The following is a 392-nucleotide window of genomic DNA, read 5'->3' as shown; positions in this document are numbered from 1 at the left end:
CGGCCGGGAACTCAAAGGAGACTGCCAGTGATAAACTGGAGGAAGGTGGGGATGACGTCAAGTCATCATGGCCCTTACGAGTAGGGCTACACACGTGCTACAATGGCGCATACAAAGAGAAGCGACCTCGCGAGAGCAAGCGGACCTCATAAAGTGCGTCGTAGTCCGGATTGGAGTCTGCAACTCGACTCCATGAAGTCGGAATCGCTAGTAATCGTAGATCAGAATGCTACGGTGAATACGTTCCCGGGCCTTGTACACACCGCCCGTCACACCATGGGAGTGGGTTGCAAAAGAAGTAGGTAGCTTAACCTTCGGGAGGGCGCTTACCACTTTGTGATTCATGACTGGGGTGAAGTCGTAACAAGGTAACCGTAGGGGAACCTGCGGTT

Annotated in this window: 1 rRNA gene; it reads left to right on the top strand. The window is 53.3% G+C overall.

The annotated features are described in order from the left end of the window. Nucleotides 1-392: ribosomal RNA gene (locus HV355_RS23985) — 16S ribosomal RNA — on the top strand; the annotation flags it as partial.

It is taken from the genome of Enterobacter sp. RHBSTW-01064 (assembly GCF_014103035.1).
Taxonomy (GTDB): Bacteria; Pseudomonadota; Gammaproteobacteria; order Enterobacterales; family Enterobacteriaceae; genus Enterobacter; species Enterobacter mori.
This window is presented reverse-complemented; position numbering and strand designations above follow the sequence as displayed.